28 protein-coding genes and 1 pseudogene are annotated in these 24,661 nt (G+C 26.1%); 12 read left to right on the top strand and 17 right to left on the bottom strand.

Going from position 1 to position 24,661, the window contains the following annotated elements; translation table 4 throughout:
- Window positions 1–6 precede the first annotated feature (6 nt).
- The 3 genes from rpiB to AAHM98_RS07080 all read right to left on the bottom strand — a co-directional run bounded on the left by rpiB (window position 7) and on the right by AAHM98_RS07080 (window position 1,775).
- On the bottom strand, window positions 7–450 hold the full coding sequence (gene rpiB, locus AAHM98_RS07070) for a ribose 5-phosphate isomerase B (protein WP_342276153.1): 444 nt from the start codon (window positions 448–450) through the stop codon (window positions 7–9).
- Between the two features lie 203 nt (window positions 451–653).
- Window positions 654–794 (bottom strand): hypothetical protein, encoded by a 141-nt coding sequence (locus AAHM98_RS07075; RefSeq protein WP_342276154.1) that lies wholly within the window; start codon window positions 792–794, stop codon window positions 654–656.
- 147 nt (window positions 795–941) lie between these two features.
- Complete coding sequence (locus AAHM98_RS07080; protein WP_342276155.1) at window positions 942–1,775, bottom strand: hypothetical protein; 834 nt, start codon at window positions 1,773–1,775, stop codon at window positions 942–944.
- Between the two features lie 913 nt (window positions 1,776–2,688).
- Here AAHM98_RS07080 and ltrA point away from each other — a divergent pair.
- Both ltrA and AAHM98_RS07090 read left to right on the top strand, forming a co-directional pair.
- Window positions 2,689–4,239 (top strand): group II intron reverse transcriptase/maturase, encoded by a 1,551-nt coding sequence (gene ltrA / locus AAHM98_RS07085; RefSeq protein WP_342276156.1) that lies wholly within the window; start codon window positions 2,689–2,691, stop codon window positions 4,237–4,239.
- A gap of 412 nt (window positions 4,240–4,651) precedes the next feature.
- Window positions 4,652–4,993 (top strand): annotated as a pseudogene (locus AAHM98_RS07090) (PCC domain-containing protein); the annotation flags it as partial.
- 122 nt (window positions 4,994–5,115) lie between these two features.
- On the opposite strand, the gene AAHM98_RS07095 reads toward AAHM98_RS07090, so the two are convergent.
- The gene (locus tag AAHM98_RS07095; RefSeq protein ID WP_342276157.1) at window positions 5,116–5,292 is read right to left on the bottom strand and encodes a hypothetical protein; all 177 of its coding nucleotides are present in this window, start codon (window positions 5,290–5,292) and stop codon (window positions 5,116–5,118) included.
- Between the two features lie 115 nt (window positions 5,293–5,407).
- Between AAHM98_RS07095 and AAHM98_RS07100 the strand changes: the two genes are divergently transcribed.
- On the top strand, window positions 5,408–5,650 hold the full coding sequence (locus tag AAHM98_RS07100) for a hypothetical protein (RefSeq protein ID WP_342276158.1): 243 nt from the start codon (window positions 5,408–5,410) through the stop codon (window positions 5,648–5,650).
- A 170-nt stretch (window positions 5,651–5,820) separates the two neighbouring features.
- Here AAHM98_RS07100 and fba read toward each other — a convergent pair whose 3' ends face one another.
- The 7 genes from fba to AAHM98_RS07135 form a co-directional block, all read right to left on the bottom strand.
- Window positions 5,821–6,690 carry a class II fructose-1,6-bisphosphate aldolase gene (fba, locus tag AAHM98_RS07105; protein WP_342276159.1) on the bottom strand — a complete coding sequence of 290 codons (870 nt, stop codon included), beginning with the start codon at window positions 6,688–6,690 and terminating at the stop codon, window positions 5,821–5,823.
- Window positions 6,691–6,772: 82 nt separating this feature from the next.
- Entirely contained in the window at window positions 6,773–8,377 is a 1,605-nt protein-coding gene (locus AAHM98_RS07110; RefSeq protein WP_342276160.1) for a CTP synthase, read from the bottom strand.
- A 44-nt stretch (window positions 8,378–8,421) separates the two neighbouring features.
- Window positions 8,422–8,820, bottom strand: a complete 399-nt coding sequence (locus AAHM98_RS07115; protein WP_342276161.1) for a hypothetical protein — start codon at window positions 8,818–8,820, stop codon at window positions 8,422–8,424.
- A gap of 52 nt (window positions 8,821–8,872) precedes the next feature.
- Window positions 8,873–10,516, bottom strand: a complete 1,644-nt coding sequence (gene argS, locus AAHM98_RS07120) for an arginine--tRNA ligase (RefSeq protein WP_342276162.1) — start codon at window positions 10,514–10,516, stop codon at window positions 8,873–8,875.
- 93 nt (window positions 10,517–10,609) lie between these two features.
- A complete protein-coding gene (locus AAHM98_RS07125; protein WP_342276163.1) occupies window positions 10,610–11,707 on the bottom strand; it encodes a hypothetical protein in 1,098 nt (365 codons plus the stop codon).
- A 181-nt stretch (window positions 11,708–11,888) separates the two neighbouring features.
- The gene (locus tag AAHM98_RS07130; protein WP_342276164.1) at window positions 11,889–13,082 is read right to left on the bottom strand and encodes an HD domain-containing protein; all 1,194 of its coding nucleotides are present in this window, start codon (window positions 13,080–13,082) and stop codon (window positions 11,889–11,891) included.
- Window positions 13,083–13,157: 75 nt separating this feature from the next.
- Window positions 13,158–13,643: a hypothetical protein gene (locus AAHM98_RS07135; RefSeq protein WP_342276165.1), complete on the bottom strand. Its 486-nt coding sequence runs from the start codon at window positions 13,641–13,643 to the stop codon at window positions 13,158–13,160.
- Between the two features lie 621 nt (window positions 13,644–14,264).
- Here AAHM98_RS07135 and AAHM98_RS07140 point away from each other — a divergent pair.
- Genes AAHM98_RS07140 through AAHM98_RS07180 form a run of 9 tightly spaced genes read left to right on the top strand, consistent with a single transcriptional unit; the run spans window position 14,265 to window position 19,234 of the window.
- Window positions 14,265–14,531, top strand: coding sequence for a hypothetical protein (locus tag AAHM98_RS07140; protein ID WP_342276166.1), 267 nt, complete (start codon window positions 14,265–14,267; stop codon window positions 14,529–14,531).
- Between the two features lie 4 nt (window positions 14,532–14,535).
- Window positions 14,536–14,904: a hypothetical protein gene (locus AAHM98_RS07145; RefSeq protein ID WP_342276167.1), complete on the top strand. Its 369-nt coding sequence runs from the start codon at window positions 14,536–14,538 to the stop codon at window positions 14,902–14,904.
- A gap of 5 nt (window positions 14,905–14,909) precedes the next feature.
- The gene (locus AAHM98_RS07150; RefSeq protein ID WP_342276168.1) at window positions 14,910–15,203 is read left to right on the top strand and encodes a hypothetical protein; all 294 of its coding nucleotides are present in this window, start codon (window positions 14,910–14,912) and stop codon (window positions 15,201–15,203) included.
- A 2-nt stretch (window positions 15,204–15,205) separates the two neighbouring features.
- Window positions 15,206–15,898 (top strand): hypothetical protein, encoded by a 693-nt coding sequence (locus AAHM98_RS07155; RefSeq protein ID WP_342276169.1) that lies wholly within the window; start codon window positions 15,206–15,208, stop codon window positions 15,896–15,898.
- 15 nt (window positions 15,899–15,913) lie between these two features.
- Entirely contained in the window at window positions 15,914–16,171 is a 258-nt protein-coding gene (locus AAHM98_RS07160; RefSeq protein WP_342276170.1) for a hypothetical protein, read from the top strand.
- Between the two features lies 1 nt (window position 16,172).
- A complete protein-coding gene (locus AAHM98_RS07165) occupies window positions 16,173–16,358 on the top strand; it encodes a hypothetical protein (protein ID WP_342276171.1) in 186 nt (61 codons plus the stop codon).
- 21 nt (window positions 16,359–16,379) lie between these two features.
- The gene (locus AAHM98_RS07170) at window positions 16,380–16,760 is read left to right on the top strand and encodes a hypothetical protein (RefSeq protein ID WP_342276172.1); all 381 of its coding nucleotides are present in this window, start codon (window positions 16,380–16,382) and stop codon (window positions 16,758–16,760) included.
- Window positions 16,761–16,775: 15 nt separating this feature from the next.
- Window positions 16,776–17,963 carry a hypothetical protein gene (locus AAHM98_RS07175; RefSeq protein ID WP_342276173.1) on the top strand — a complete coding sequence of 396 codons (1,188 nt, stop codon included), beginning with the start codon at window positions 16,776–16,778 and terminating at the stop codon, window positions 17,961–17,963.
- A gap of 14 nt (window positions 17,964–17,977) precedes the next feature.
- On the top strand, window positions 17,978–19,234 hold the full coding sequence (locus AAHM98_RS07180; RefSeq protein WP_342276174.1) for a hypothetical protein: 1,257 nt from the start codon (window positions 17,978–17,980) through the stop codon (window positions 19,232–19,234).
- Between the two features lie 468 nt (window positions 19,235–19,702).
- Here the strand turns inward: AAHM98_RS07180 and AAHM98_RS07185 are convergent, their stop codons facing one another.
- The 6 genes from AAHM98_RS07185 to AAHM98_RS07210 form a co-directional block, all read right to left on the bottom strand.
- Window positions 19,703–19,831: a hypothetical protein gene (locus AAHM98_RS07185; protein WP_342276175.1), complete on the bottom strand. Its 129-nt coding sequence runs from the start codon at window positions 19,829–19,831 to the stop codon at window positions 19,703–19,705.
- Between the two features lies 1 nt (window position 19,832).
- Window positions 19,833–20,102, bottom strand: coding sequence for a hypothetical protein (locus AAHM98_RS07190; RefSeq protein WP_342276176.1), 270 nt, complete (start codon window positions 20,100–20,102; stop codon window positions 19,833–19,835).
- A 187-nt stretch (window positions 20,103–20,289) separates the two neighbouring features.
- On the bottom strand, window positions 20,290–20,553 hold the full coding sequence (locus tag AAHM98_RS07195) for a hypothetical protein (protein ID WP_342276177.1): 264 nt from the start codon (window positions 20,551–20,553) through the stop codon (window positions 20,290–20,292).
- A gap of 18 nt (window positions 20,554–20,571) precedes the next feature.
- On the bottom strand, window positions 20,572–23,220 hold the full coding sequence (locus AAHM98_RS07200) for a hypothetical protein (RefSeq protein ID WP_342276178.1): 2,649 nt from the start codon (window positions 23,218–23,220) through the stop codon (window positions 20,572–20,574).
- On the bottom strand, window positions 23,198–23,401 hold the full coding sequence (locus AAHM98_RS07205; RefSeq protein WP_342276179.1) for a hypothetical protein: 204 nt from the start codon (window positions 23,399–23,401) through the stop codon (window positions 23,198–23,200). Before AAHM98_RS07205 ends, AAHM98_RS07200 begins: the two co-directional genes overlap by 23 nt.
- Window positions 23,364–24,659 (bottom strand): hypothetical protein, encoded by a 1,296-nt coding sequence (locus AAHM98_RS07210; protein WP_342276180.1) that lies wholly within the window; start codon window positions 24,657–24,659, stop codon window positions 23,364–23,366. The genes AAHM98_RS07205 and AAHM98_RS07210 overlap by 38 nt, the downstream gene beginning before the upstream one ends.
- Between the last annotated feature and the right edge of the window lie 2 nt (window positions 24,660–24,661).

Raw genomic sequence — 24,661 nt, forward strand, 5'->3', positions numbered from 1 at the left:
CTTATCTTAATTTAATTTTTTAATTCTTACCTTATGTCTTGTTTGGGTACTAGTTTTAGTTGTTAAAAATACTTTTACTAATTCCACAGCTTTATGACTTGCAATAATTCGTGCGCCCATTGCTAAGACATTGGCATCATTATGCAGTCGTGCCATTCTAACTGTTTCTTCTTCATAACATAGCGCACATCTAACGCCATGAATTCGATTAGCAGCAATGCTTATGCCAATACCTGTACCACAAATAACAATACCAAAATTAGCTTTTTTATCAATAAGTGCTTGTCCCACGGCTTGTCCAAAATCAGGATAATCGACTGGTTCACAATTATTAGCACCAAGATCTAATATTTCATAACCCGCTGTTGTTAAATATTCAATAATTGGTAATTTAAATTCATAAGCAGTATGGTCATTACCAATAGCAACTACTAACGTTTCTGTTTTCAACGTTATCACTTCCTTAACTTTATAATAATAAAACTTAAATTTATTATACTAACAAATTATCAAAGATAGTATCTTTTTCAGTTATTTAAACGATTTAATTTTATAATTCAGGAATAATAAAAATCAGACACATAAACTATGAAATTTATTACTCAGGTTTTACCTTTCACATACTTAGTTTAAGAGCCTAATCAAATAAAGAACTAACAACTCGCTAAATTAAATTTTAATTTTTTGTTTGATTCTGACGATTCTTTTTCTTCAATTTTTCTTTTTTTAATTACTGCATCTTCATTTCAATCAATAGTTTTATTATTTGATAATTTTAAATCATAAAACTCCATACTTTTCTGTAGGTTCTACTAATGACTTTTCTTCTGGAACTAATCAATTGGTAAATGGTTCTATATTACTTATAGTACTATTTTTTTCACTATCTTCTGCTAATAGTTGTTTTAAGTAATCAGTAATCCCACTACTTTTCTACAAAATTAAAGAACATTTCTGCGTTTTGGAATTGTTTTTTCTTGAGTTTTTTGTTTTTCTTCTTGAACTTTTTGGACTAATTTTGCAACTTTAACACTATCTCCACTGTTGTAAGAAGCAAGTACAGGTTGTTTAAAAGAGCACTCTTTCATAGATGGCGTTTTAGTCATTGGTGGAAGTTCTGAATGATGTTTAATTAGTTTTAATTTTAATTTTTTAAATAAATGATCATCATTTTTGTTACTTTCAGTAGATTTATGCCCATCTACACCTGCTGAAGTATAAACAGTTTGATTTTGTGAAGAAGTAGATGGTTCATTTAAATTATTATCATTAGATAAATATAAATTATCTGACATTGAATAATTTATTATTCTTGGATTTGATTTGTCAAGATTTATATTGCTTATTAATTTTTCTATTGATCCCAAACTGTTTATTGCTTGTTCATTTTCACCACAGTCTTCATTTGCGCGTGGGAATAAGGGTGTATTGAATGATTTCATATTCAGTTCATATTGTTCTGGATATTTTGTTTCAGATATTTCTCTTAAAACAGTAGGTACTTTATGCCAATTTACACCTGAAGTATAAACAGTTTGATTTTGTGAAGAAGTAGATGGTTTATTTAAATCATTATCATTAGTATGTAATGATAAATTATCTGGCATTGAATCATTTATTATCCTTCTTGAATTTAATTGTTCGGAATTTGCTTTAATTGAAAGTGCTTTTTTTCTTCTTTGGTTCCTATTATTGTTTTCAATTTTCCTGGCTTGTTTAAATTCATTTAAACAACCATGTTCTTCTGCATATTTTTCAATTACGTTGCTTGGCACATGCTTATTTAAGGATGAATATTTTAATTTCCCTTTGTTTCATCTTCGAAAATATTCTCCTCATTCTTCTGGTGGTTTCTTTCCTTTTTTGTCCCTACACTATTTTAAGTTTGTGTAAACAATCATGTTCTCCTGCATATTTTTTAATTTCGGGCTTTGTCAGATCATAATTACCTAAGGATGAATATTTTAACGTCCCTTTGCTTCATCTTTCAAGAGCAGCTTCTATGTCTTCTGGGCTATGGGTATATATATTTTTCCTTTTTTTGGGTTATTTCTATCCATGCTTTTTCTCCATTCTAATGTTTAAAAATTATATCCTAATTTAATAATAAACTATAGATGTTATTTTTTTCTAATTTTTTTAAATTTTAACTGTAATTTTGTATATAAAAGAATGGGATCGGTTAGATAGTGCGACCCGAAAGTCGTAATTTTGTAAGGGTTCAATTCCCTTTTCTCTAGACATCAGAGATAAAGCATGTCTCACATTTTAAAGATTGGCAACCTTTAGGGTGCAAGCATGAGACAAAAGCGGGAACTCATTTAGCCTAATAATAATACCACCGCAAGCAAAGCCAAATATGATTACGCAAGAAACCTATGTTCGAATTGTCGTTAACAATAATATGCGAAAAGGCTGTTACGCATACACCAAAATGGTATTGAAACGTAAGAGAAATCAAGTTTATCTATCTTGATTTTTGATGTTCTCAGTTTCCGGCAAATAGTAGGAATCTAAGTTTTGATGGGAAACAAAATTATGGAACGGGATAACCACATAAATGCTCTTAGTTTATAATAAGCAGGTGCCAACCGTATACATTTATGTGGAAGGATTGTCTAAAAGCCAATGCCCAAAGTAATGTTTGGGATATGCAGACATAGACACTTTAGTTTGGAAGGTAAAGTCGTGAACAGTAATACAAATGTTATGAACCAACAAGAAATTGTTAGGTATGAATGAAAAAATATTCCTTGACCAAAGTTGGAAAAGGATATTTTTAAGTTACAAAAACGAATTTATCAAGCTGAAAAATGTAAAAATATTAACAAAGTACATAAACTTCAAAGATTATTATTAAATTCAATTAGTGCTAAATTACTAGCCGTTAGAAAAGTAACCCAAGATAATAAAGGAAAGAAAACGGCAGGAATTGATGGAAAAGCAAATCTTAATCAAAAAGAAAGATTACAACTAGCATATTCTCTAAATATAAGAGAGAAAGCAAAACCAACAAGGCGCGTTTGAATTCCAAAACCTGATAAAACAGGAAAAAGACCATTAGGTATACCTACTATTACTGATAGAGTAAAAGAAACACTGATGAAAATGGCACTAGAACCAGAGTTAGAAGCAAAATTTGAACCTAACACCTATGGTTTTAGACTTGGCAGAACATGTCATGATGCCATAGAAGCCATATTTAATGCTCTTAACAGAAAAACAGCGTATGTTTTAGATGCTGATATTTCTGCATGTTTCGATAACATAAATCAAGAAACTCTATTAGGGAAACTTAATACTACACCAACCTTTAAGAAAATTATAAAAGGTTGGTTAAAAGCAGGAATAATGGAAAACAGAAAGTTCAAATCCACAGAGACAGGTACAATTCAAGGCGGGGCAATTTCACCACTACTTGCTTGTATTGCACTACATGGTTTAGAGAGTCACATTAAAGAAACCCTAGCTGATGAACTGTTTCAATATTTGAAAAAGAAAAATGGAAAGGCGACACATAAAACGGCTCAACACAACATTAGTATAATTCCCTATGCTGATGATTTTGTGATAATACATGAAAGTAAAGAAATTATTCTTAAAGCAAAAATCCTAGTGGAAAAATGGTTAAAAACTATTGGTTTAGAACTAAATAAATCTAAAACAAGAATTACCCATACTTTTAATGGGGAAAAATCAGGATTTGATTTTCTTGGATTTTCAATAAGACACTATGCAACGAAAAATAACAAGAAAGGTTACAAGTTATTAATCAAACCAAGTAAAAATTCCATAAAACAACAGTCTATAAAACTAAAACATAGACTTAAAAGTAAACTTGGAGCAACACAAGCAGAAGTAATAAAAGAATTAAATCCCATTATTAGGGGTTGAAGCCAATATTTTTCTTCAGCAGTTTCCAAAGCAACTTTTTCTTTACTAGATAGTTTAATGTACAAAAAACTCTGAAAATGAGCAGTATTTAGGCATCCAAAAAAAGGCAAAATTTGAGTTAAGAAAAAGTACTTTAAAACATTAGGGAATGATAACTGGCGATTTATGACAAATAACACAGCATACCTTATTTGACATAGTGAGCATGTTATTAAACGACATATCAAAGTACAAGGAACTAAATCCCCATATGATGGTGATTGAGTTTACTGGGGTAATCGTTTAAAGAAAAGTGCTAGGAAAACCAAAAATAATAACAAATTTATTGAAGTTACAACAAAGTAAATGTAATAATTGTAATCTTTGATTTAAAAGTGATGATAAATTAGAAATTCATCATAAAGATTTAAATAAAAAGAATAACATGTATGAGAATTTATCTTTACTGCACGTATATTGTTATAATTACTTACACAAAAAGTATGTATGACAAGCACCAAATTATAGAGGAGCCCAATGAAATGAAAGTTTCACGTTGGGTTTTGAAGTCAAGGGGAAAAGGGTGACTTTTTCCTCTTAGATTAACAGTTGAATAAATAAATTTTCTATTCTAAATGTGTGTGTTACAATAGATAAAGATAATTTCTAGAGTGAGGTAATAAATATGAAAATTAAAAAAATGTTAGGTAATAAATATGCTTTAATTATCGAAAAAGATGAAATGATTATTGAGATGTTAAGCTAATTTGCTAATAGTGAAAAAATTGGAATGGCCCAATTTCAAATGATTGGTTCTATTACTGATGTCACTTTAGGATATGTACCACCTAAAAGTATAATGAGTATGTGTGAAAAACATTTCAAAACCAATGAGAATTACTTTCAGGAACAGGCACTATTTGTTGAGATAAAGAAAGTATGACACCCTATTATTCACTGCCACACTATCATTGGTGACGATAATTTTAAGGTCATTGGTGGTCATATGCAAGATGCTAAAGTTGCTATCAAAGTCGAAGTGATTATAGATGTCTTAAATGATAAACAAATCTATCAAGTAATTGATAGTAAATCAAACTTCCATGTTTGAGATATTTAAAAAAATATATAGTTGGATAAACTATTGTTCTTAATATATTATATTTATCAAACCACAAACATAAAATTATACCCGTAAAATAAAATTTAAGGATATAATTTTTTATTTACCTGAATTATAAATTATTTATACTGAAAATAAAATGTTTTATTATCTGTTGTTTCTGAAAGAGCATAAAAATCAACTAAAGCAGGATTAGTTGGATCTAATTCTACAAGAGGTGTAGTTGTAAGATTAGCAACATTAAAAAATAACAATCTTGATGAAGCAGACTTAACAATCGCAGTTGTCTTCAGCATTTTGAATATTTAAATTTTGTTTTAAATCAGTAACTACTGGTGATCCAGTAGTAAGAGATCAAAAAATCAAGTATTATTAGCAGGAGCTGTTGTACTGTCCAAAAATATGCCTGTTTTGTCACTAAGACGAAAAAAATTATTTATAAATTTACTTAAATCTGTTTTCTGACTTCCTGCTGATTTAGAACTATCAAAAAATCAAGCTTCACCATGAGTAGTAGACTTAAAAATAGCAGTAGTTGCAGATAGTGGGTATACTTCATGAGTAGGAAACCCTAAATCTGTTAAATGTGGTGATTTTACTATTGATGGTGGTTTAACATTATCAGGACCACAAGGCTATAACACTAACTGATAATGGTGTCGTCAAACCAATTGCTGATAATATTTTTAAAGTTTTTTTCATATCATCTTACCCCCTTGTTTTATCTTACTTTAAATTATATACACATTTTAAACGAACACTTATTTTATGCACAAAAAGGTTAACTTTGAATAAGAGTTAACCCTTTCACTAATTATTTATAATTATGCTTTTCCTAATGAACCAAATTCAGTTAGTAATTCCTTGGCTTTAGTTTTAATAGCTTCCATTCCTGGTTTAAAAATTTTTCTTGGGTCAAAACCTTTATCTTCTTTTAACTTTCCAGAGTTAACATATTTCTCAGTCGCAAAAGCAAATACTTCTTGGAGTTCAGTGTTAACATTAATTTTGCTAATTCCTAAACTAATAGCTTTTAACACTTGGTCTTTAGGAATTCCTGAACCACCATGTAATACCATTGGTTTTTTAGAGGCAACAGATAGTTTTTCTAACACATCAAATTTCAATCCAGATCATTTAGCAGGATATTTACCATGAATATTTCCAATTCCAGCAGCAAGGAAATCAATACCTAGGTTAGCAAGTGCCATACAGTCTTCTTCACTAGCAATTTCACCACTACCAATTACACCATCTTCTTCACCACCAATAGTTCCAGCTTCTGCTTCTACTGAAGCATGAGTTTTTTTAGCATATGCTACTACTCCTTTTGTTCCTTTTACATTGTCATTAAATTCTAAATGTGAACCATCAAACATAACAGAACTAAATCCAGCATCCAAAGCTTTCTTACATGATTCTACTGATTGACCGTGGTCTAAATGTAACGCAACAGGCACAGTAATTTTTAAATCATTTAATAAAGCAAATACCATATCGTGAACAGTTTTATACCCACCCATGTATTTCATAGCACCTTCTGAAACACCAATAATTACTGGTGAATTAGTTTCTTGCGCTATTTCTAAGATTGATCTTGTTCATTCTAAGTTATTAATGTTAAAATGAGCTACAGCATATTTACCTGCTTTGGCTTTGTTAATCATGCTTGTTGCACTAACGAATTTTATCATTTTCTTCCTCCATGAGATTAATGTGAATATATATTTCATAAAAATTATAACAATTTTATATACAGAATCTTTATTTAATATTTTATTTGTTAATAATACTTTTAATTAATCCCAAAAATAAAGGATTTGGTTTGTTAATTCGTGAAGTAAATTCAGGGTGATATTGACTAGCAATAAAGTAAGGATGAACTTTGGTTGGTAGTTCAATTACTTCTACTAAGTTTTCTTTTACATACGTTCCACTAAAAATTAAACCTTTTTCTGCTAAAAATGTTTTATATTCATTATTGAATTCATAGCGATGACGATGACGTTCAATAACTACTGTTTGTTTATAAAGTGTTTTTGCTAATGAACCATCAACTAATGTGGTTGGATAATTTCCTAAACGTAATGTCCCACCAATTTGGTCAGTTTTAGTTTTACCACGTAGTAAATCAAAAATCGGATTTTTAGTTTTCTCATTAAATTCAGTAGAATGAGCGTCTTCTAAGTTGCATACATTTCGAGCATATTCAATACAAGCCAATTGCATCCCTAAACATAATCCTAAAAATGGGATTTTATTAATTCTAGCATAATTAATGGAAAGGATTTTACCTTCGACACCACGAATACCAAAACCACCAGGCACTACTAATGCTTGAAACGGACTTAAAATTGCTTTTAAGTTTTTACTATCCAATGTTTCAGCATTAATAATTTTATAACTAATTTTGGTGTTAAGGTTATAACCAGCAATTTTTAATGATTCAATTACTGATAAATAAGCATCGCTTAAATTAGCATACTTAGCAATAATCCCGATAGTAACTTCATGATTCATAGTTTCTAATTTTTTAATTACCGATTGTCATTCTTTCATATCAGGTTTAGTTTTATTTAAATTTAATAATTCAGAAATTACAACGTCGGCTTTTTGGTGTGCTAATGATAATGGCACTTTATAAATATTATCACAATCAGGAATTGCTAAAACATTAGCACGTTTAATATTACAGAACAATGATAATTTATCAAATATATGATTTGGCGGCATAAATTCACTACGACAAACTAAAATATCAGGTTGAATTCCTAATGATAATAATTCCTTAACTGAATGTTGACTTGGTTTAGTTTTAAATTCACCAACCGCATGTAAATAAGGAATTAAAGTAGTATGAATAACAATCACATTATCATGACCTTTTTCATTACGTACTTGTCTAATGGCTTCAACAAAAGCTAATGATTCAATATCACCAACGGTTCCACCAATTTCAGTAATAATAACATCGGCTTTACTATTTTCAGCAGATTTAAAAATATGATTTTTAATTTCATCGGTAATATGAGGTACGACTTGAACTGTTTTTCCTTCATAAAATCCATCACGTTCTTTTTGTAAAACTCGCTGATAAACCTTGCCAGTAGTAATGTTAGAATCTTTAGTTAGATTTTCATCAATAAAACGTTCATAATGGCCCAAGTCAAGATCAGTTTCAGCACCATCACCAGTCACATATACTTCACCATGTTGATAAGGACTCATAGTACCTGGATCAACATTGATATATGGATCAAATTTTTGCATGAAAATCTTAATATCTTTTTGTTTTAAAATTCTTGCTATTGAAGCAGCAGTAATACCCTTTCCTAGTGATGAAACAACACCACCAGTAATAAATATATATTTTGGATTCATAGTTATTTTTCTCCTAAATGTTAATATGAGTAATATAATTTATATTACTCATCATAGTTGTCTTCGACTATTTTAATACCAATGGTATCATCTTCATCAAATTCTTCATCATCTAATGTTTTAGTTAGGTCTGTCGTTATTATTAAATCAATAGTCATCTCACTGGTATCATCTTTATTTGTTGGCAAATCAATTCTTGTCATTTGTTCTTTGATTTCTTCTTGTGAAACTTCACTACGAGGATATCAGATTTTATCATTTTTTAAGAAAAAATTAGGATCAAAAATCATGGCAGTGTATAAATCACCACCAGCTTTTTCTTCATCTTCTTTGGCAATATTACATTGCTTTTTAACGTGTTTTAAAATTTCTTTCAAATCAGCCTTTTTATTTTTGCATAAAAATTTATACGCTTCTTCAACTAATGTTGGTTTTTTTTGCATGGTCTAATCACCTTCTACATTGTATATCATAAATTATAAAAAAATACATTTTTTACATTTTTTCTGGTGCCTTTACGCCAATTAAATTTAGGGCGTTGGCCATAATTTGTTTTATTGCTAAAACTAAGGTTAATCTTTGTGCTGTTATTAGAGGTTCATCTTGCACAATAACTTTGTATTCATTATAGTACGAATGAAATAATTTTGCTAATTTTTGAATGTAATTAGTTAATAAATGGGGTTGATGTTGGTTTTCAATTCTTTGTAAAACTAATACATACTCATCGAGAGTTATTAATAATTCTTTTTCTTTATGGTTAGTTAATAAATTAATTTCATTAACAATCTTAAAGTTAGGTTGGTTTTTAATAATTTGATTAATTCGTGCATGAACATATTGGGCATAGAAAACTGGATTATCAGTTGTTTGTTTTTTAGCAACTTCTAATTCAATGTCTAATGGCGATTCAATACTTCGTGAAACCATGAAATATCGTAAAGCATCAACACCAATAATGTCTAACATATTACGTAAAGTAATTGCTGTTCCAGCCCGTTTTGACATTTTTTGTTCTTTACCATTGTCAATAACTTTTACCATTTGCATACATAAAATATCTAAATTGTTAGCATTATGACCAATCATTGTTAATCCTGCTTTAATACGATGAATGTACCCATAGTGGTCAGCTCCTCAAACATTAATTAGTAAATCACTACGTTGATATTTAACATGGTGATATGCTAAGTCAGGTAACATATAAGTATAACTACCATCTTTTTTAACAATAACACGATCTTTATCATCACCAAAAGGTGTGGTTTTTAAGAATAGGCCATCATCTAATAAATAGGTATGTCCTTGTTCTTCTAACTTCTTAATTAAATTAGGAATAATGTTATTTTGGTATAAAGTTAATTCAGAAAATCATTTATCCATTTTAATATTGAATTTTTTTAAATCCTTTTTAATTTCGTTTAACATATACTTAATACCAAACATTTGAAATATTAAACTTGCAGGAGCTGTAAAAGGTTTTTTATAATATTCAATACCATGTTCTTTTTTAAAAGCGACAGTTGCATCTTGAATTTCAGTACCACGATAACTTTCTTCAGGTAATTCTAATTTAGCACCACAAAGATTTTGATAGTTAACATAAATAGAATTAGCTAATACACTAATTTGTTTACCTGCATCATTAATATAATATTCACGAATAACATCATAGCCACGTAACGCTAAAATATTAGATAAACTATCACCGATGGCACCATTTCTGGCATGACCTAAGTGTAATAAACCTGTGGGATTAGCACTAATAAATTCAACATTGAAAATAATATTCTTTTTTTCACCACGACCATAATTAGATTTTTCTTTAATAATTTTCATTAATAAAACGCTAAAGACTGCAGGATTAATATCAATATTAATAAAGCCAGGGGCAACAAAATCAATTTTTTTAATTAATGGATATTTTTGATGAATATGTTTAACCAAAGTTTGAGCAATGTCCAATGGTCTTTGTTTATACTTCTTAGCCAACACCATGGCAATGGGAGTAGCATAATCACTTAATGCACTATTTTTGTTAATTTCAACGACAATTAGATTTTGATCTATTTCATATTTAGTATTAACTAGTGCATCTTTAACAATATTTGTTAATTCATTAATGACATAACTATTCATAAAACATTTAAACTCCTTTCTCAATATGCAATTTCTTTATTATACTTATAATTTCAGTTTATATCACATTAAATAATAAAAATAAAGTTTTTTTTACAAAAGTTGTTCAATAGCATTGTTAACATACTGCATAAATCCAATTCTAATTAAAAATTCCAAGATGGCAACATCATCATAACTTAAATTAATTAATTCTTGATAGTTACCAAATATTTGATTATCTAAAACATTCCGTAGTTTTTCATTTACTTTATGTGGAACATCAAATTTACTAATTCCTGATACTTTTGCTAATTCAACATCAATATTTTTTTGTGTTATTTGCTCTTGATGTTGTTCTTCAATATCATATAACTCAATTAGTTTTAAATATAATTCTTGTAGTAAACTCAGGCCTTGCACAAAATTTGTTAATAACTCTTGTTCATTAATAATGTCTGATGTTAAATTACTAAAATAACTATGATTATCATCGGCTTCATAACGCGCTGCTTGACCACCTGGATTAATTTGTTCAAAGTAACGCAAACGTTCACGAAGATTTAAAAGAATATTACTCATATTCTCATCTTCAACTCTTGTCGTACTAATAAGTTTAATTAAACGTACTAAGTTGTGAAAATTAAATTTTTTCTTTTTGGCCGAAGCTTCAACTTGGATATATTTGCGTAAACAATGTTTTAATTTCAATTCTAATGATTGATAAACAGAAAATAAAATAATATGAAAGTTATTGTAACCCATGCCTTTTTTAATATTTAAAATAGCATTGACAGCATACATATTAGCACGATCATTATCATTACCAAGCACACTAGTTAAATGAAGTGTACGTGGTAAATGTTTAATAACAATTGTTAACACCTCTTCAAATTTGGTTTGTAATATTTTATTGTCTAAATGAGGAATATTGCTTTTAATTGATTTCAAATCATTATATTCTGTACCAATAAAAAGAAAAGCAAAAATAGCAAAAAAAGTAATTATTTTTTCGTCATTATTTTCTCACGTTAGATTTAAAGTTTTAATTGCACCATCTAGTTTTTCTTTATTAATTAACACACCTAGAACAATAACTAGTTCTTGAGTTTCCAAATCATATTCTTGAGCTTTAAGATAAAAATCACCAGGTGTTAAATCTAAAACTTGGGGTTTTAATAAAAATTTTTGAACTGTGGTTCTAATATTCATGATAACCTCTTTACAATAGTATTTATTATTAACTTTAATTTGATAATTTTAATATAATTATTCATATAAATTATAGAAAATTTTGTTTTAAAACAAAAAAGTGCGTGTATAATTTAATAGATACTTATAAGATAGAAGATTTAAGTATTAACAATAAGTATAAGTAGTTAGTAATAACTACTTATTTTCTTTTTAAGAAATAAGTAGTAGTTTGAATTTTAGTGGGACTTTGTAAAATTTGTGAAAGTTTTTCTAAAGGCACATATTTACCATTAGTAGTTTTAATTAAAATAGGGTCTTTAGTCAAATCATAAAGTACATTATTTAATCTTCGTTTAAAACCTTTATCGGTGGTAGTAACATTAATTTTTAGTAAATCTAGTTGTTCTTGTCATTCGTGACAAAAGAGAATAGTTTTAGCAATATCTAGCAATACACTATCTTGTTCTAACAAAATAATATCTTGTAATAATTTGATAATGGTAGCATCAGTTCAACTTAAATAAGCAGTAATATTAATCTTGTTACCTGTAAAAATTGGCATAAATTCATCAACATTAATTGTGAAATTATAATTCTTATCATTATGCAATGTTGTTAAACGACTAAATAATTGTTGTAAATAACTATCAAAGACAATTCCACTTTTATGATAGTAGACTTGTGAATACATATGAAATCTAGTTATTAAATAGTTTTCAATAGCAGAAATAGCTTTTTGAGAAAAAGTTAATCCAACTTTAACATCAATAATCATACTAGTTATAATTCATTCTAAATCAATACTTCCAAAATTAACACCTGTGAAATAACCATCACGCATTAGATAATCAATACGATCACAATCTAATTGCGAAGATACTAATTGAATTTGATATTTAGGATGGTTAAGATAGTTCTTTTTAATAATGCCAATAATAGTATCAACATCAATTTTAAATTTTTTTAAAATGCTATTAATTTCAGTATTGCTATCTTTAATAATATCACAAGTATATTGTTCATGAGTAAATTGATGCTCATTAACATTATTAAGATTTAATATTTTTTCAAAACTATGAGAAAAAGGACCATGGCCTAAATCATGTAATAAACCAGCAATTTTGATACTTATTTTTTCTTCATTACTAATCTGTTCAGAACCAGTGACTTCATTAAGAACTCGATTTAAGATATGATAAACACCAAGGCTATGTCCAAATCTCGTATGAGTAGCGCTAGGAAAAACAATTTGAGCTCCTCCAAGTTGACTAATTCATCTTAATCTTTGAAATTCTTTGCATCCGACAAGCGCTTTAATGACAGGAGCACTAATGTTAATATTTTTATGAACAGCATCGCGAATGAAAGTTTGTTTAAAATGAATGTTTGGCATATGATTATCCTTTCGTAATAAAAATTGTAAATTACTAACTTTTTACTTTAATATTAACATAATATTTGCTTTATCTTATATAAATTTTATATTTACTAGACTGAATAAATATTTTTTTCTAAAAGAGTGTTTATGTTCATAACAATATAACATTTGAACATTGAATAATGCTATTTCTTTTTCAATTTTTATTATTATACCTTCTACATTTTCTTTTAACATTTCAAATTCATTATTAATAAAAGGTATAATAAATTCACTTAATTGTGTGACTGCACTTTTAATTTCATTGTTTAAATCTTTAAAATTATTATCTAATGATTTTTTATCTATATAAGTTGAAATTATTGCTTCAATAAGTTGATTTGTTTCATTATCTTCTAAACCCAATCTTTTTATTTTATTAATAGCATCTTTAAAATTAATATACAAATCTTTAAAATTTAAAAAATTTTTATTAAAAGTTCTATAAAAATCTTTTGATAGTTTTCATTTTTGGGAGCGTGGCAAAGATGTCGATAACTCATCATTTTTATAAATAGATTCCTTGCTAACCCTCATTACAATCTATATCAAAATTCACAAAAAGACGAGAAATAAGTATCGTCTTTTTTTGTAATTGTAAAATTTGCAAATTTTATAACCGTCTTTATCACTATTATCAACACGTGTTAGGAACATAAAATAGTGAACCATAACACAGTTGTTAAAAATAGTGGCTAGCATGTGGACTTGCATGTTGAAATAAAAAGTAGAGTGATACCTAACAAAATATACTAACCATTAATAATGGTAATCCTTGGGGTGGGAGCGGATTGGCAACTAGTATATATAGACCCGTTTTGGGGGACATACTGTAATTAGTTTTTTATTTAACAGCACTGCCACTTTCAGTGAGCAGTTGCTGTTTTATTTTTTTCATTTTTTGGGCGAGTAACATAAATTTTAAAACTTGTAAAAAAAAATTAAACGGGGCTGGTTCAATATAAATATAACTTGCTAAATGCAAGTTATTAAAAATTGAATCAAATGCTTTAAGTTTTTTTCAAAATTTTACAATTTATTTACGAGCCCAGTTTTTCTAAAAAATATTAATTATATTAGTGTTAATAAAATAAATAACATATATATCCTTTACGCTTATAGCGACAGGATATATAAAAAAAAGAAAGGATTGTTAAAATGCAAATAGAATTTCAAAAAGAACAAATTACTGAAAAATCAAATTCTATTATTATTGATTATTGTGACTATAAATTATCAATGCCAAAATGCTTTATTAAAAATAATACCTTTAATATTTATGATAATAATAATTATTGAATTTATAATTTAGAAAATATTAAAAAAGAATTAACTGGTGTGCAATTAAAAGAATTATTAAAACCATATATTAATAACGCATTATGAATTAATTATTGGTATTGACCCCGCGGGTATTGGAAATAGCGGGGTGGTTATATATTCAAATGAAACTAATAATATTATTTATTATGAAACATTCCAAGCAAAAACTATTTTAGAAAGTAAAAATCTTTATAAAGAAAAATTAATGCAATTTAAAACACTTCTAGGTAATAAAAAAATCTTAGTTATTGTAGAAAATTTCTTTTTAAATTCAAAACAATTATTAACAAATCCCCTAGCAACACCAAAAGTTATTGGTGCTTTAATGGTACTAGTACAAGATGTTATGAATTTAGATTATCAAGAAAGTGAACCAAAAAATAAAAGTAAAATAGAAAATTATCAAGGAAATATTATTTTAACAAAACATGAACAAGATGCTTATAAGCATATTCAATATTATTTAAGGAACTAAAAAAAATGAAAGATAAAGCGAATTACATTAAATTAACAGTAAAACTTAGTAACAGTATAGAAGCAAAATATCATGAGAAAGGTAATAAAGATTTATATTATACTGTTCGTGGTCAATGAAATGGATTAAACTATATTACCTTAATTTTTAATAATCCCAAACTTTATAAACGATTTATTTTATTAAACAAAAATGATGAAATTATGGTAACTGGACAAATCTTTAATACTTTAAATATTCCAAAAAATCGTGCATTTTGTTCCATTAATGTTAAATGATTTAAAAAATGAAAGGAATAAATATGATTATACTACCTACTTTATTTGGAAATAAAGATGAAATTGAAATATTATCATCATCTCCGCAAGCACTTCATACACATAATGATATTAGAGCAATTATCCTAATGAAATACCCTAATGTTAAATCAAAACATATAGTTATTTCTGACCCTGAGAATAATGTTGCTTTATTATTTGGTAAAAAATTAGGTTTAGATATTTGAAATTTAAACCAAAGACCAACTACTAGAAATAAAGTTATTAATAGTTCTAAAAAAATATTATTAGGTTTAGGAACAATTAGTTTAGCAAATTATAGTAAGTTTTTAAATACTACTATTAATCCCGTAGAACCCACTACAACAATTAATCCAATAACTACTACTACAAAATTACCAACTACTACAAGTACAAGTACAACATCTACTACAGAAACACCACCATGACCATTAATGTTAAATGAGAATAATAATCCTAATAATTTAATGGATTGAGATACTTATATTTCATTAAATGCTTATGGTATTTCAAATCTTATTAGTGGAATTACTGAATTAATACCTAATAGATTTGAAAATATTAGAAAGATTGCTAATATGGCAACTGGTGGGTGTTTAATTAGTAGTGGTGTAGCAATGGGTATTAATAATGATTTTAATAATGCTTATGCTATAAATAAAATTAGAAAAACTTATGGAAAAAGGAAAAAGTAAGGAAGCAAAATAACTATGAAAAATAATGAAATTAGAATGACAACTAATATGAAACAAATTTATTTATTAATGTATAAAACTAATCAAAGTGATGATATGAAATATAAAGCATTTGAAACATTAGAATTAGCAACATTATTTCATTTAGGATTTAAAGAAGTAGTTACTAAAATCGGTTATCCTAATCGTGAAATTATTCATTATCAAATTTTAGCAATTCCATTTAATTTAGAAGAAAGTAAAATTTTAAATGCAAGTAAGGAAGTGAAATAAAATGACAAGAAATGAATTTAACACAAAATATAGAAAACATGATATCAAAATTGATAGGGATTTTGAATTATATATTGATAATTGTTTTAAATTTTCTGATATTAACATATTAAAAGAAACAATTATTGATTATAAAAAAATTATAAATGAAATCCCACAGGTAGTTAAAGATTGATTATTAGGATAATAAAGAAAGGAAATATTAAACATGATTAAAAATGAAACTAATATACAAAATGAATTTTTAGTTGAAAATAATGCTGAACATCAACCTGATAATGAAATTAATCAAAAAATTAGTGAAGCAGAAAATAAATTAAATAAAATTAATCAAGAACTTAAAGAAAAACAAATGATTAATATTTTTAATAAATATCAAATTAAACAAGAATTTCATGATTTTTTAAAGTTTAAAACAAAAGATACTAAAAGTGAAAAAATAGAAAATACTATAAAACAATTCATTAAAGAACAACCAGTATTAAGAATACCACTTAATACTGGTGGTAATCAACAAACAATTATCAATAATCAAATATCAACAAAAATTAATCCGTTATTAGATTATAAAAAGAAAAATTATTTATAGAAAAGGAAAATTAAAATGGCAGTAAATATCCAAACAAACTTAAATAATACAGAAAAATTAGTAGAAGCTCCTGAATTTATTGAATTTTTTAAACAATCAAATAGTCCCTGAGCAAGTTTTTTTCCTATTGAAATGGTTAATTCAACTAAAATTGAATTCATTATTAAATTACCAAAAGACCCAAAAATTAAAGTACTTGAGTGAAATGATAAAAGTACAAGACTTGATATTAGTTATGCTCAAACTGATAAAATTGACAAAATTATTGAAAAATTATACGTTGCAGGTGAAACTATTGCAGCTGTTGATTTATTAGCAGAAAATGGTCAAAATTTATTAGATACTATGCAATATGAAGTTGCTAATGATTTAACAGATAAATTAGCAAGTGATGACACTAATGTAATTTCACAATTTGCTACTAAGGTATTAATTAATGATACAACTCCAATTGGTTATTTAAAAGCAATGTTATCGGCATGAAATACTTTATTTCAATTAAGAAATGGTGCTAATTCTCGTTTCTTTATTACTAATAATCTTTATGATAGTTTAGTTTATTTAGCAGATAATAAAGGAATAATTACTGATAATCAATTAGCACAGCAATTAAGATTAAACGGTAATGATTTATATGTAAAAGGAGTATTATGTCAAATTGTACTTGATGATTATATGACATTTACTAATGATAAAAATGAAAATGAAATTATGTCTTTTATTCTAGCAACACCAAAAGCAATGAAAAGATATATGCTAGAAAATACAGTTGTTTATGTGCAAGAGATTACTGACGGTAAAGTTGGTAGAGCATATAAAGTTGGTGGTGAAGTATTGGGTCAATCAATTCCTTATATGTCAAAAAAAGAAACAACATCTCGTTGAATGATGTGTGGTGTAATTAAAAGTGAAGTAAAAACTGACTTAAAATCTAAAATTACAAATTTAACATTAGATACTACAGCAAGAACAGATAAAAATAATAGAGATTTAGATACAAATATTTTATATACAAAAGAAATTAATGGTTTAAATCCAAGTTTAGAAACTCCTACAATTAAATATTTTAGTGATGACCAAGGTAAAAATATTATAAGTAATAATAAACAAAAAACTGGTGATTTATATGTAATTATTAGAACAAATATAAATGACCCAAATTATAAAGGTTCAACAAATCCTATTAAAATTAATCTTAGATAAGGAAAATTAATACTATGCCAATTGGTACTACTAGCACTGCTATAATTTTAAACATAAATAAACCAAAACATACTAGAATAAGTAAACAACAAGAAAATAAAAGTTTATGATTAGAAATTCTAGAAATGGTAAGTGTACAAGTAATAGCAGTTGCACTTGCTCCTTTTACTGGTGGTTTAAGTGAAGACTTAGCACTTGGATTAGGTGCCAGTGATTTAATTGGTAGTAGTATCGCTGTTGCTGTTGAAGCAACAACTGATTTTACTATTAATCAAGTTTATGATTATTTAAAAGGAAATGTAACAAAATTAAATACTTTCTTTAATGTATTACCAGCGTTTGCCGGACTTAATAAAATTACTCGTGGTTTTCGTACTACTAAATTTATTAAACTAGCACAAAAAACTAAAACATTAGAAAAAATTGGCATTAAAGAAGCAAAAAATTTACAAGATGTTATTAATCAAGTAACAGGTAAAGAAATTTTAACAGATAAAATTATTGGCAAACAACGATATTTATTTAACTATTCAGTTGCACCTAATCGTGAAACAATATTGCAAAACTTAGGTTATGTTGCTCAAAGACAATTTAAAATTAATTTTAAAGTTTTAGAAGCACAACAATTAAAAGATTATTTATCATTACAAAATTTATTAGTAAAATTAAATCCACAATTAGAAACTAAATTTAAAATTAAAGATATGGATAGAGTAAATAACTTTTTAAAACAATATAATACTGAATTTAAAGCAGTATTAAATATGAATCAACATGAATGATTAAATTTAGTTCATACTTTACAAATACAAAATAAGGGTAAAGCATTAATTTTAATTTTAGAACAAATACGTGCTAATGCAATCAAATTTAATTTTAAAAATAGTAGTATTCATAAAGTTGTTTTAAAAACAAATCAAACTTTTAAATATTTTGATATTAGATTTTATTTTAAAAAAAGTTTAAATAAATTTTGAAAAGATACACCATATTTTGAAAAATTACGTGAAAATATATATAAATTACAAGAAAAATTTGAACAATTAGAAGAAAAAGCAATAGCAAAAATTAATAAATTAAAAGAAAAAGCAAGTGATTTATTTACTAGTGCTGAGAAAAAAGCAATTAAACATGCACAATTAATTCCATTAAATTCACCAGTATTTATGGGATGTAAAATTCAACCATTATCACTAGAACTTTCACTACCTAAATTAGAATTTGCTAATAAAACTAACGGTTTAAAAAAACTAGATACTCATAATGTATAATCTTCTTCATCTGTACCAATATATTCATCATTAATACGTGCTTTTAATGTTGCTAATGTATTTGATATTTTTAATCATAATAACATTCTATAATCATCTATTTTTGGATTACTTGGTAAAGCAATATTAATAATGCCATTATCTTTTGCTGTTTTAACTGCTAATGATAATAATTTAGCAACTAAATATATTTCTACTGATTTTGCTTTTGCATCAATTCAACCACTAGCATAACTATCTGCAATAGTAATAGCACCATCTTCAAATTTTGCACCTAATCTTTTTAAATCTAAACTTTCAATTTCATAATTAATTTCTTTTGCTTTATTTAATAAAATTTGTTCTGTTCGAATTGTTGTTATATCATTTTCACCTGCACCACGTTTATAATCTTGTGTAATATTACGTTTTGTAATATTATAAATAGCAGTACCTGCATCTAATTGTTCTCTATTTTCAGTTGTAGCATTAATTAATGCTACTCTTTTTTGATAATAATACTTTTAAATTTTTAATATATTTAACTGATAAATCAGCAAAACCACTTTCTGTACTAGGGTCTTTAATTGTTGTTGATTGTGTTGTAATAATTGGCATTTTATTTTTCTCCTTCTTCTTCTAATCTGTAACATTCTCTAGTTGGTTCAATTTCTCAAACTGGTTGTAATTTTAATAAATCATTAGTTACTTGTACTATAAACTCTATTTGTTTCTGATAATGACATGTTAAATTTTCATATTCTGTCATTATTTTTTTAATATCATCATCTTTTAGTAATTCAATTCTATTAATTCTACTAGCATTAAAAAAATCGGGATAATCAATATTAAGATTTTCATATTTTTTATTAAATTCTTCAATAGTCATATTTTTAACCTACCATTCCAAATTTATTTGTTTCAATTTCTTTTGATTTATCTTCCTTAAATTTATCTTTTATATCTAATGATTTATTAATATTTGTATCTTTATTTTTATTAAATAAATGTGGAAAATCTTTATTTAATAATTTTAATTCTTCTTCAATATCTTCTTTATCTCCAAGATATTTTTTTTAAAAATTAATATTTTCTTTTGATAAATCATATTTTGAATATGATTGAGAATGTCTAATTTCTCTATCTTTATCAATTTTATCTTTATATAATTCTTTATACTTTTTTTCTAATTCTTTATATTTATCTTCAATACTTGGTTCTTTAGTTTCTTCAAGTACTTCAGGTTTTTCTTCTTCTTTAAGTTCCTGAATTTCTTCTTGTTCTTTTTTTGTTTCTTCTTCCATATTTATACCTTCTTTCTCTATATTTTCATTTAACATAAATTCATCACCACCTTTCTATGTTGAACTTTTTGGATTAATTACCAATGACTTAGTTTGAAGATTTCAATTAGCACTACTTATTGTTGCCCCTGTAAGATAATTCAACCCAACAAAAGTCGTTATAAATTGATATTCAATAACAATTAAATTATTATTTTTAAAAGCCATTATTTTAAATCAAGTACTACTTGGACTATCATTTGTTCATATTAAATCATTAATATATATTTTATTTAATTTTTCTGCATGAGTTAAAGAAGCAATTTGATTTGGATGCAAACCATCATCTTGATAATTTTTGACATTAAATGTTCAATTATTATTCATATCATTATGATTTCCTGAGTTATTATTATAAGTATTATCTTTATCTTGAAATAAAGTAGTATTATTTTGGTCATCTGGAAAATTACCAATATCACTTAATTTAATAGTAATTGGTGTAAATCAATTTTTATTATTAGTATAATTCTCACTTACACTTGTTAATTTTCATTTAGAACTCATTGCAAAATTAAAATTAAATGTCATACTTTCATAATCATCTTTAAATTTATCAATATTAACATAACCATACTGATTTACATAAATAATAATAGTATTATGCAATTTACCATTATTATCTTCTAAAATGTGGGGTCTCATTTGGTAAGTATCTTTTGAAGTATTAAGAGTACTATTAATATTATTATTAATTCCATAAGTACTACTTGGTAAATCAATAAATATTGGGTGCGCTCTTTCAATTAATGGTGGTGGTTGTATTGCTTGTGGAAAATTAAAAGGTGTATCAAATTTAAAAGTATTATTTGCTAATAAAAATGTATTTTGAATTAATCTACTATTATTACTTGCTTTACCTACTGTTTGATAAGTACCACTTCAAATTGCAAAATTATCATTAACAGCACCATTTCTATTATCAGGCATTGAATAAAATGTTATTTTAAAATTACTTTTGCCAACAACTTTAATATCAATCATATCAATTGCTCATTTTAAAATATTAGTATCTCTAAAATCAGGTTCATTTAATAAAGGTTTATCAATATCTGCTGTTGGAAGTAAATTAATTAAATTTTTATTTATACGTTCTATTTGCCCTAAATTATCTGTTTCTTGGTTAATATTAGAGATTAATGATTGACTATTAATATCAAACGTTGCCATTGTCATTTTATCTGTTAAATTAAATGTAAATGATGTCATGTGACTTGCTATACCTAATACAGATTGAATAGTATCTGCTGTATCATTTCTAAATACATCTAATGGAATTAATGCAGGATTAGTACTTTGTGAACTATATAATAATGTTGTATAAAAATTATATAATTCAGCACTTATTAACCCATTAATATAAGGAAATTGTGGTATTAATAAATTACTTGATAATTTAGCACCAATATCTAAACCACCAACAAAAAAATTCATAAATGACCCAAATATTATTGGTATAGTATTAAGATTAATTTTAATTGTTTCTCTTATTGTTAAAGGTATTTCACTAATAGGATTATAAATAAAATAATGTAAAGCATTAATAGTATTTAATTGTTTAAATTTATTATTATTCATATTATAATGATTATTACCAATAAATTTTTTAGTATTTTTATTATAATATTGAAAATAAGGATTACCTGCTGTTGCATAATTATAATCTTCAATTTCTGCACTATTTAAAAAATTATTATCTCAATAATTTACTAATCTATTAGAAATATCAACTTTATTAGTATTTTTAGTTTTATCAACATTAGTTTTTAAATGTCCTTCATAATGTTTAAGCGCTCCATCATCATAATTAGGTGCAATTACTTTTTGTCAATCTTGATAACTATCCATAACTGATTGACCTTGAACAGTTAATATATAATTTGTTTCAGGTAATGCTTGAAAACTTATAGGGTCATAAGTACTACATTGATATTGTCATGGAAATAATAATTTAGTTGGAAATTGTTGAAATCTATGTTGTTTAATATTATCAGGATTATGGTCAATATCTCTACCCCATAAAGCAATACTAATTGGTTTTACTGAACCATAAAAAGAGATTTGACAATGTGTTACTGGTCTAGGTGTTAAATAATTTTGGTCTAAAATAATATCATTATTTTCATCTAAAGTTGGTAATGCTACAGGGTCACCTGGTGCGCCTAATTGTACATATTGATTAATTGCTAAACCACTATGTGCTAATTTATCATTTAATGAACTAAAAGTACATTGAATAAAAGAAGCAAGTTCTTTATTTTCATTATTATAAGTTTTACTAGCAACTTCAAGAATATATCATTGTCTATCAACTTTATAAGTATTATCAGTATTTTTAACTTTATTAACTTCTGGTATCATATATAATTTATATAAATTTGACACAATATTATTAATAAAATCAAAATTCTTTTCTTCATTTGGAATATTAATAACTACATTTTTAATTGCTTGTTCTTGAATAAAAGCATTATTTGATGGAGTTGCTGAATAAGTAATACCTAATTGGTCTGATAATATATTTCCATAAAATACATCACCAACTTGTAACTGTTTATATTTAATATCACCACTTATATCTATTGGTTTATAAGAATGGTCTCAAACTGCTTGTATTGCTTCTCTACCAGTAAAAATCTTACTAAATGATGTATAGAGAGTCATTAGGGATACTTGTTGGTGGTTTATAACCAGTTTCTGTTGAATTTATAGCCCCTAAAATAATAGTAAATGGACATATACGAAATTGTAAATCTTTATTTTGTGTAAAATCTTTTTCAATTTCACCTGTACTTTTTCAAACAGTTTTAATTAATTGATGATTTATTTTCGGTATCATTGTCATTTTTAGTTTCTCCTAAAAAAGTATTATTAAATTCAATTTCTTCTTTTTGATATTTTCTATTTTCATTAATAATTTGTTCTGCTTCTTCTTCTCTTACACCATATCTTTTTACAATAATACGTTTAATATTAGTAATTCCTAATCTTAATTCTACTTCATCAATTTCAAGTGATTTTAATCTATCTGTAATAGTATTTTCTTTAATTTCAAATGTTCATTTAGATTTATCACCATCTAATCCCATTAATAAAAAACATCTTTGAAATATTTCATTTCAATCACTTTGATTTAAAGTCCTTTTAATTCTTGTAGTTTCCATATCTCTACTATTTGTAATTAATACTTCTGCTTCTGTTTTTTGACTTGTAGTATCATTAACAGGACTATATCCTGCTCCTTCAAATGCTTTATCAATAATAAATTGAATAAAATCTGCATATTTATCTAATACAGGATTACCTTGAATTATTGCTATTGGTGGTGTTCCACTAGTACTTCCCATACTTCTTAAATTTGTTTGTAATATAAAATCATCAAATAATTTTTTGAATTCAAATGCACTTTTAGATTGATTTATTTCTTGTGCAGTAATATCAGCAAAAACTCTTGTACGATTATATTCAAGTTCTTTTCATATTATTTTAAAAGTATGATTTAATAATTTTTGTAAATCTTTAATTGGTGTCATATCTGGATAATAATCACCAACTACTCCACCAAAGAAATTCTTTTTAGGTAAATTCTGCATAAATTTAACTGGTATAATACCTAAATTATGATTTTCTATTAATGGTAATTGTAAATCTTTACTTATTTTTTCTTGTAAACCATCTAATGTAACTGTATCACTAGTAAAATATCTTATGATTTGATTTGGAGTATATGTTGTTTTAACATATATACTTTGGTCATCATATTGTATTCTTGACCAAGTACTTGCACTATATTCAGTTTCTAATACTCTTGCAACTCTTGATTGAGCATACGGTTGAGCAAAATTTAAAGATATTCTTCCAGTTTTAGTTTTATCAATTTGAGTAATACTATAACCATAACCAGATTTAATATGACAATCTCGATAAAATAAACTATCTAAATTATTTCATTGTTTTAATTTTTCAATTGCTTCTTTATATTCTGGATATTCACTTGTTAAAGTATAACCATTACCCCAAAGTAATTTAGAACCATGATTAGCAATCATTTCTGTTAAATTAAGCATACATCACTCTGATTTTAATATTTCTGTATTACTCATAT

The sequence above is a fragment of the Spiroplasma endosymbiont of Nebria brevicollis genome (genome assembly GCF_964030895.1).
GTDB lineage: Bacteria > Bacillota_I > Bacilli_A > Mycoplasmatales > VBWQ01 > Spiroplasma_E.